The 7882-nt window shown below is 64.4% G+C and carries 8 protein-coding genes; all 8 read left to right on the top strand.

The features are described from left to right. A partial coding sequence (locus tag ACN0S5_RS23785) for a histidinol dehydrogenase (RefSeq protein ID WP_417211724.1) occupies window positions 1-733 on the top strand: 733 nt, incomplete at its 5' end. Between the two features lie 80 nt (window positions 734-813). Beyond that, window positions 814-1866, top strand: a complete 1053-nt coding sequence (locus tag ACN0S5_RS23780) for an ester cyclase (protein WP_417211723.1) — start codon at window positions 814-816, stop codon at window positions 1864-1866. Continuing rightward, a complete protein-coding gene (locus tag ACN0S5_RS23775) occupies window positions 1863-2624 on the top strand; it encodes an SDR family NAD(P)-dependent oxidoreductase (protein ID WP_417211722.1) in 762 nt (253 codons plus the stop codon). Before ACN0S5_RS23780 ends, ACN0S5_RS23775 begins: the two co-directional genes overlap by 4 nt. Next, on the top strand, window positions 2621-3655 hold the full coding sequence (locus ACN0S5_RS23770) for a LacI family DNA-binding transcriptional regulator (protein WP_417211725.1): 1035 nt from the start codon (window positions 2621-2623) through the stop codon (window positions 3653-3655). The genes ACN0S5_RS23775 and ACN0S5_RS23770 overlap by 4 nt, the downstream gene beginning before the upstream one ends. Before the next feature lie 4 nt (window positions 3656-3659). Further along, window positions 3660-4649, top strand: coding sequence for an ester cyclase (locus tag ACN0S5_RS23765; RefSeq protein ID WP_417211720.1), 990 nt, complete (start codon window positions 3660-3662; stop codon window positions 4647-4649). A gap of 145 nt (window positions 4650-4794) precedes the next feature. Next, window positions 4795-5754 (top strand): cupin domain-containing protein, encoded by a 960-nt coding sequence (locus ACN0S5_RS23760; RefSeq protein ID WP_417211719.1) that lies wholly within the window; start codon window positions 4795-4797, stop codon window positions 5752-5754. A 78-nt stretch (window positions 5755-5832) separates the two neighbouring features. Then, a complete protein-coding gene (locus ACN0S5_RS23755; protein WP_417211718.1) occupies window positions 5833-6957 on the top strand; it encodes a cobalamin-independent methionine synthase II family protein in 1125 nt (374 codons plus the stop codon). Beyond that, a complete protein-coding gene (locus ACN0S5_RS23750; protein WP_417211717.1) occupies window positions 6954-7646 on the top strand; it encodes an alpha/beta fold hydrolase in 693 nt (230 codons plus the stop codon). Before ACN0S5_RS23755 ends, ACN0S5_RS23750 begins: the two co-directional genes overlap by 4 nt. The last annotated feature ends 236 nt before the right edge of the window (window positions 7647-7882 follow it).

Here is a 7882-nt window from a genome sequence, read left to right as displayed (position 1 = left end):
GCTGGTCGGCCCCGGCAACGCCTTTGTCGCCGAGGCCAAGCGCCAGCTTTTCGGCCGCGTCGGCATCGACCTGTTCGCCGGTCCGACCGAAACCATGGTGATCGCGGATGACACCGCCGCCGACGCGGAACTCTGCGCCACCGATCTGCTGGGGCAGGCGGAACACGGCTACAACTCGCCCGCGGTGCTGCTGACCAATTCGCGCAAGCTGGCCGAGGACACATTGGCCGAGATCGAGCGCCTGCTGGCGATCCTGCCCACCGCCGGCACCGCAAGGGTCAGTTGGGAAGACTATGGCGAGGTGATCCTCTGCGACAACTATGACGAGATGCTGGCGGTGGCCGATGACATCGCCTCCGAGCATGTGCAGGTCATGACCGACCGCGACGACTGGTTCCTTGAGAACATGACCTGTTACGGCGCGCTGTTTCTGGGGCCGCGCACCAATGTGGCCAACGGCGACAAGGTGATCGGCACCAACCACACGCTGCCGACGAAAAAGGCGGGGCGCTATACCGGCGGATTGTGGGTGGGCAAGTTCCTCAAGACCCACAGCTATCAGAAGATCGTCACCGACGAGGCGGCGGCGCTGGTGGGCGAATACGGCTCTCGGCTGTGCCTGCTGGAGGGCTTTGTCGGCCATGCCGAGCAATGCAACATCCGGGTGCGCCGGTATGGCGGGATCAATGTGCCCTATGGTGAGGGCGCGCCTTATCGCGAGGCCGCCGAGTAGGTCCGCGGGTGCGCTGTGAGGGGCCAGCCCCTCACACTCCCCGGGAGTATTTGGACAAAGAAGAAGACCAGGACGTGACTATGGACAGACATACGGCCAACAAGGCCCTGATCGCGCCGCTGCGCGCGGCGATGGTGGATTTTGATGCCAGAGCCGTCCGCGCCGCGCTGCGCAATGTGATCGCCGAAGACGCGGTCATCCACATGCCGCATCCTTTCGGCGATTTCACCGGACCGGAGGCGTTTTATGATGCCTGCTACGCGCCTCTCTTTGAAGCTTTGCCGGACCTCGAGCGCCGGGACTGGATCGTCATGGGCGGGCCGGACGAACATGGCGGCAACTGGGTTGGCTGCGGTGGGCATTATGTCGGCACCTTTGTCGGCCCCTGGCTGGATATTCCGCCGACCGGACAGCTGACACACATGCGGTTCCACGAGTTTTACCGGTTCGAAGGGGGCCGGGTCGTCGAAATCCAGACGTTGTGGGATATTCCCGAGGTGATGATGCAGGCGGGCGCCTGGCCGATGGCACCGAGCCTCGGGCTGGAATTCTGCATCCCCGGTCCCGCGACTCTGGACGGGATCGTGCCGGGGCCATGGGACGAAGAAAAATCCCGCGCATCGCAGCGGCACATCATCGAGATGCTGGAGCATCTCAAGAAGCATCCCAGCCAGGGCGGGCCCGAGGTGATGGAGATGCAGCGGTTCTGGCATCCGCGGATGAACTGGTACGGGCCGGCAGGCATCGGCACCGGGCGCGGTTTTGCGGGCTTTCGCAACTGGCACCAGATCCCGTTCCTGAATGGCATGCCCGATCGCGGGCAGTATCTGGATGAGATCACCTATCACTTCTTCGGTGATGGCGAGTATGCCGCTGTCACCGGCTGGCCGAACATGATCCAGACCGTCACCCATGACGGCTGGATGGGGATTGCGCCTTCGGGCCAGCGGATCAGCATGCGGTCGCTTGACTTCTGGCGGTTGGAGAATGGCAGGATCCGCGAGAACTGGGTGCTGGTGGATCTGCTGGACGCCTATCGCCAGCTTGGCGTCGATGTCTTTGCCCGGCTGCGCGAGTTCAACAAGGCGCGCAACATGGGGCGGATCGACATACCCGACGGGATGAGCGCATGACATTGCCAAGGACACCTTCATTGCGGCTCGACGGGCGCACCGCGCTGGTCACCGGCGCGTCGTCCGGGATCGGGCAGGGCTGTGCGGTGGCCCTGGCGGAGGCGGGCGCGCATGTGGTTTGCGCCGCACGCGGTGCCGACCGGCTGGGCCAGACCGTTCAGGCGCTGACCGATGCCGGGTTCTCGGCAGAGGCGCTGGTGCTGGATCAAACCGACCTTGCGGCTTTGCAGGCGGCCTTGCAGGGGCGCACTTTTGACGTGGTGGTGAACTCTGCCGGTCTGGCCCGTCACAGCGCGGCGGTGGAGACATCGCCTGAGGATTATGACGTCGTCATGGGGATCAACCTGCGGTCCGCCTATTTCCTGTCGGCAGGGGCGGCCAAGGCGATGATGGCGGCGGGCAGGCCCGGTTCCATCATCCATATCAGCAGCCAGATGGGCCATGTCGGCGGTATCGACCGCGCGGTCTATTGCGCCAGCAAACACGGGCTGGAGGGCATGGTCAAAGCCATGGCGATCGAATGGGGCCGCGCAGGGATTCGCATCAACACCGTCTGCCCGACCTTCATCCGCACGCCGCTGACGGCGCAGACCTTCGACAACCCGTCGCGGCGCGCCTGGATCGAGGACAAGATCAAGCTGGGCCGGGTGGGCGAGGTCGAGGACATCATGGGCGCGGTGCTTTATCTGGCCTCGGATGCGGCCTCGCTGGTCACCGGCACCTCGATGCTGATCGACGGCGGCTGGACGGCGGACTGATGGCGGACAAGGTCACATCCCTGCAAGTGGCGCAGCGCGCGGGTGTCAGCCAGTCGGCGGTCAGCCGGGTGTTCACGCCCGGTGCCTCGGTCAGCAAGAAGACCGCCGAAAAGGTGCGCCAGGCGGCGGATGACCTTGGCTATCGCCCCAACGTGCTGGCCCGCGCCATGGTGTCCGGCAAGAGCCGCATCATCGGTCTGGTGGTCGCCTATCTGGAAAACTACTTCTACCCCGAGGCGCTGGAAAAGCTGTCCAATGCATTGCAGAGCCAGGGCTATCATGTGCTGGTCTTCATGGCCTCGCAGACGGCGGGCAATGTCGACAACGTGGTCGGGGAAATCCTCGACTATCAGGTCGACGGGATTGTCATGGCCTCTGTCGCCATGTCCTCGGACGTGGCGGTGCGCTGCGAACAGGCCGGCGTGCCGGTGGTGCTGTTCAACCGCTACGAGGACCGCGAGGGCGTCACCTCTGTCACCTCGGACAATTTCGCCGGCGGGCGCAAGGTGGCCGAGTATCTGCTGGCGGGCGACCACCGGCGCATCGGCTATATCGCCGGATGGGAAGGGGCCTCGACCCAGCGCGACCGCGAGGCCGGTTTTGTCGCCGGGCTGACGGCGGCGGGCAGATCGCTGGACGCCCGCGCGGTCGGCAATTTCAAGCTGGAGCAGGCGCGCGACGCCGCCCGCGGCATGTTCGCGGACCCGGACAACCGCCCGGACGCGGTCTTTGTCGCCAACGACCACATGGCCTTTGCGGTGATGGATGTGATCCGGTTCGAACTGGGTCTGCGCATCCCGCAGGATGTCTCTGTCGTCGGCTATGACGATGTGCCGCCAGCCTCCTGGCTGGCCTACAATCTGACCACCGTGCGTCAGCGCGCCAACCTGATGGTCGATGAGACCGTCAAGGCGCTGCTGACCCGGATCGGGAATTTCGACACCACCCGCGCACGCAAGATCACCATAGACGGGCCGCTGATCGTGCGCGGCTCGACACGGGGGCCTGCGGGCGGACCACAGCAAGGATGAGGACATGAAAGGTTTCGACCCCAAATTCGCGGATTTCCCCGACTACATCATCGGCATCACCAAGGAGATCTGGGAAGACCGCGGCATCGCCACGCTGCATCATTACTATGCGCCCGACATCGTTGTGCGGTCTCCGGCCTCTGTTGTGACCGGCAATCAGGGGGTGATTGCCGCCACCATGGCGACGCTGTCGGAATTCCCGGATCGCGCATTGCTGGGCGAGGACGTGATCTGGTCCGGCACGCCGGAAGAGGGGATGCTGTCCTCGCACCGCATCCTGTCGACCGCCACTCATCTGGGCGACGGCGTCTATGGCAAGGCGACCGGAACGCGGCTGCAATACCGCATCCTTGCGGACTGTCACGCCATCGACAACCAGATCAACGATGAATGGCTGATCCGCGATCAGGGCGCCATCGTGCGCCAGATGGGCTGGACCCCCAAGGACTACGCCGCCGATCTGATCGCCCGCGAGGGCGGGGCCGAGGCCTGCGTCAAGCCGCTGTCGCCGTCCATCGACAGGACCGGCCCCTACAGCGGCACCGGCAATGACAACGAATGGGGTGCGAAATACGCCGATATCCTGACCCGGATCATGGGCGCGGACATGGGCGTGATCGAACAGGACTATGACCGCGCGGTGCAGTCGGAGTATCCCGGCGGCGTCACCGGGCATGGATGGGGGCCGGTCGACCGGTTCTGGATGGGGCTGCGGGCGTCGTTTCCGAACGCCCAATTCACCATCCACCACCAGATCGGCCGCGATGACCCGATGATGACCCCCCGCGCCGCCATCCGGTGGAGCCTCTGGGGCAAACATGACGGCTGGGGCGTTTTCGGCGCGCCGACCGGGGCAGAGGTCTACGTTCTGGGCATCTCGCATGGCGAGTTTGGCGCGGTGGTGGGCGGTGCGCCCAAGCTGCGGCGCGAATTCACGCTGTTCGACGAAACCTCGGTCTGGAAGCAGATCCTGTTGCAGACAGGCGCGGCCTGATGGCTGCCCGCCTGCACCTGTCGCGGGCCCTGCGGCGCGCGCATGTGCATCGCGCCAGCCTGCGGGCGCGGCGGTTGAATCTGCGGCCGCCGGGGGAGGGGGCTGAGACCTGCCCCATCCCCACCTGCATTCAAGGATTCAAGACATGACCGATCTATCCAGCCGCATTGTCCGCTACGGCGAACTTCACCCCTGCAAGACCGCCTTCATCGACGCGCATACGCCGGGCAGCGACCAGAAGGAAAACTTTACCATCATCGGCGGGGGCGTCTCCGAGTCGCCGGACCAGCATGTTCACATCTCTATCGAACACGGCTTCAACATCGGCGCCGCAGGGCAGCCGCCGCGCTGCCGCAACAGCTTGCACGATCACCGCACCGCCGAGGCGTTCTTTGTGCTCTCCGGGCGCTGGCGGTTTTTCTGGGGCCGCTGGGGCACCGCCGGTGAGGTGGTGCTGGAAGAAGGCGACATCTTCAATATTCCCACCGGCATCTTTCGCGGGTTCGAGAACATCGGAACCGATTACGGGATGATCATGGCGATCCTTGGCGGCGACGACGCCGGGGGCGGGGTGATGTGGGCACCGCAGGTGATCGAGGACGCCGCCGCCCACGGGCTGGTGCTGGGCGAGGATGGCAAGCTGTATGACAGCAAGAAACAGCAGCGTCTGCCCGAGGGCGTCAAACCCATGCCGCTGATGTCCGAAGCAGAGCTGGCCAAGCGCCCGGAACCCACCACCGCAGAGGTGCTGCCCAACCACGTCGCACGTTACTGGGATATGGTGGCGCTGGCCGACAGGACGCCGGTCAAGGTGATCGGTGAAACCGGACTGCTCCGGGACAAGCCGGGGTTCGAGGTCGACCTGATCACCCGCGCCTCCGCGCGTGAGGCCAAACATGCGCATGACCGGCCATCGGTGCTGATGCCGGTCAAGGGGTATTGGCGGGTGGACTGGGACGGTGGCTCGACGGTTCTGGCGGCGGGCGACACAATGTCGGTGCCCGAAGGTCTCCGGCATTCCGCCGTGCCGTCGATGACCGGAGAGGCCGCGCTGTATCACATCATCGGCACGGACGATCCCGCCGGACTGACCTGGAAAGGTTAATACCGGCCAAGGCGCAAGGCATTTGCATGGATTGTGCATGCCTTGTGCATCGAAAACACATCACCCGGAGGGCCCGACATGTCCAATATCCTAACGACCCACGTGGGGTCTTTGCCGCGCACGCAGGAGGTGGTCGATTTCATCTTTGCCCGCGAAAACGATGCGCCCTGCGACGCCGCCGCCTTTGACGCCGCCATGACCCGCGCGGTCTCCGACACGGTCGGCAAACAGGTGGCGGCTGGCGTCGACATTGTCAGCGACGGCGAAACCTCCAAGATTTCCTACGCCACCTACGTCAAGGATCGCTACACCGGCTTCGGGGGCGACAGCCCGCGCAACGCCCCTGCCGATCTCAAGATGTTCCCCGGCTTTCTCAAGCGGCTGGCCGATGACGGCGGCACCCCGCAATACGCCCGACCGATGTGCGTGGGCGAGGTCCGCTCCAAAGGACAGGGAGAGTTGCAGAAGGATATCAATAACTTGAAGGCTGCGATGGCTCAGAACGGGGTTGAGCGCGGCTTTATGAATGCGGCGTCGCCGGGGGTGATCTCGCTGTTTTTGCAGAATGACTTCTATCCGACGCGCGAGGCCTATTTGGCCGCGCTCGCCGATGCGATGAAAGAGGAATACGAGACCATCGTCGCCTCGGGGCTGGATCTGCAACTGGATTGCCCCGACCTCGCCCTGTCGCGGCACATGTTGTTCACCGATCTGACGGACGCGGAATTCGTCAAGATCGCGGGCATGCATGTCGAGGCGCTGAACCACGCGCTGTCCAACGTGCCGCAGGACAAGGTGCGCGTTCATATCTGCTGGGGCAACTACGAGGGACCGCATTGCTGTGACATCCCGATGGAACAGGTCTTCTCGACCCTGATGTCGACCAAGTCACGGTATGTGCTGTTCGAAACCTCAAACCCCCGCCACGCCCATGAGTGGACCGTCTTTCGGGATCGCAAGGCTTTGATACCACAGGATAAGATTCTGGTGCCCGGTGTCGTCGACACCACCACCAACTTTGTCGAACACCCGGAGCTTGTGGCGCAGCGCATCGCGCGGTTCACGGATATCGTAGGCGCAGACCGGGTGATCGCGGGCAGCGATTGTGGATTCGGCACCTTCGCCGGGTTCGGCGCGGTCGATCCCGATATCGCCTATGCCAAGCTGCGCGCCATGGCGGACGGGGCGGCCCTGGTCGGATGACATCGCTTGTCCTGTTGCCGGGTATGATGTGCGATGCGCGGCTCTTCGGGCCGCAGATCGCAGCCCTGTCCGGCACGGCGACGATCCATCTCGCGCCGATAACGGCGCGGGACAGTGTGCAGGCCCTCGCGCGCGACGTCCTTGCCGATGCACCACCGCGCTTTGCGCTGGCGGGGCTGTCCATGGGCGGCATCGTGGCAATGGAGGTCCTGCGGCAAGCGCCGGAGCGGGTGGCGAAGATCGCCCTGATGGACACCAACCCGCTGGCCGAACGCGCCGAGGTCAAAGCCCGCCGCCTGCCACAGATCAAGGCGGCAGCCGAAGGGCGGCTGCGATCTGTCCTGCGGGACGAGATGAAGCCCAGTTATCTGGCCGACTGCGCCAATCGCGAAACGATCCTTGATCTGTGTATGGATATGGCGCTGGCGCTTGGACCTGATGTCTTTGCCCGCCAGTCCCGCGCGCTGATGGACCGACCCGACCAGTGTGACACCCTGCGGGCCGCGCGGCTCCCAGCGCTGGTGCTTTGTGGACGGGACGACGCGCTCTGTCCTGTCGAACGGCACGAGCATATGGCAAGTCTGATCCCCGACGCCCGTCTGCATATCGTCGAAGGGGCAGGACACCTGCCCACTCTGGAACAGCCCGAGGTCACCTCCAGGGCGCTGCGTCTCTGGTTGCACGGCTGACCGTAGCGGTTCTTGTTGCGCAAGACACCGGACGGCGACGGGCCTTTCAGAAGCAATTTCGTCAACCGACGTGTGAGAAGAGTCGCAAGGGCAGGGACACAAGCCCCGCCCGAATGTCCGATTCCGCCCTCAACAGTGCGATTCACCGGTCGAGGGTGAGTGATTCACGTGTGATTTGGAATTTGTGTTGTGTGTAAGGCTGTGGGTAAGTCGAGATGTGGTGTGTTTTGGGGTGT

Origin of the sequence: Antarctobacter sp. (assembly GCF_048262615.1) — a bacterium.
In the GTDB taxonomy this organism is placed as follows: Bacteria; Pseudomonadota; Alphaproteobacteria; order Rhodobacterales; family Rhodobacteraceae; genus Antarctobacter.
This window is presented reverse-complemented; position numbering and strand designations above follow the sequence as displayed.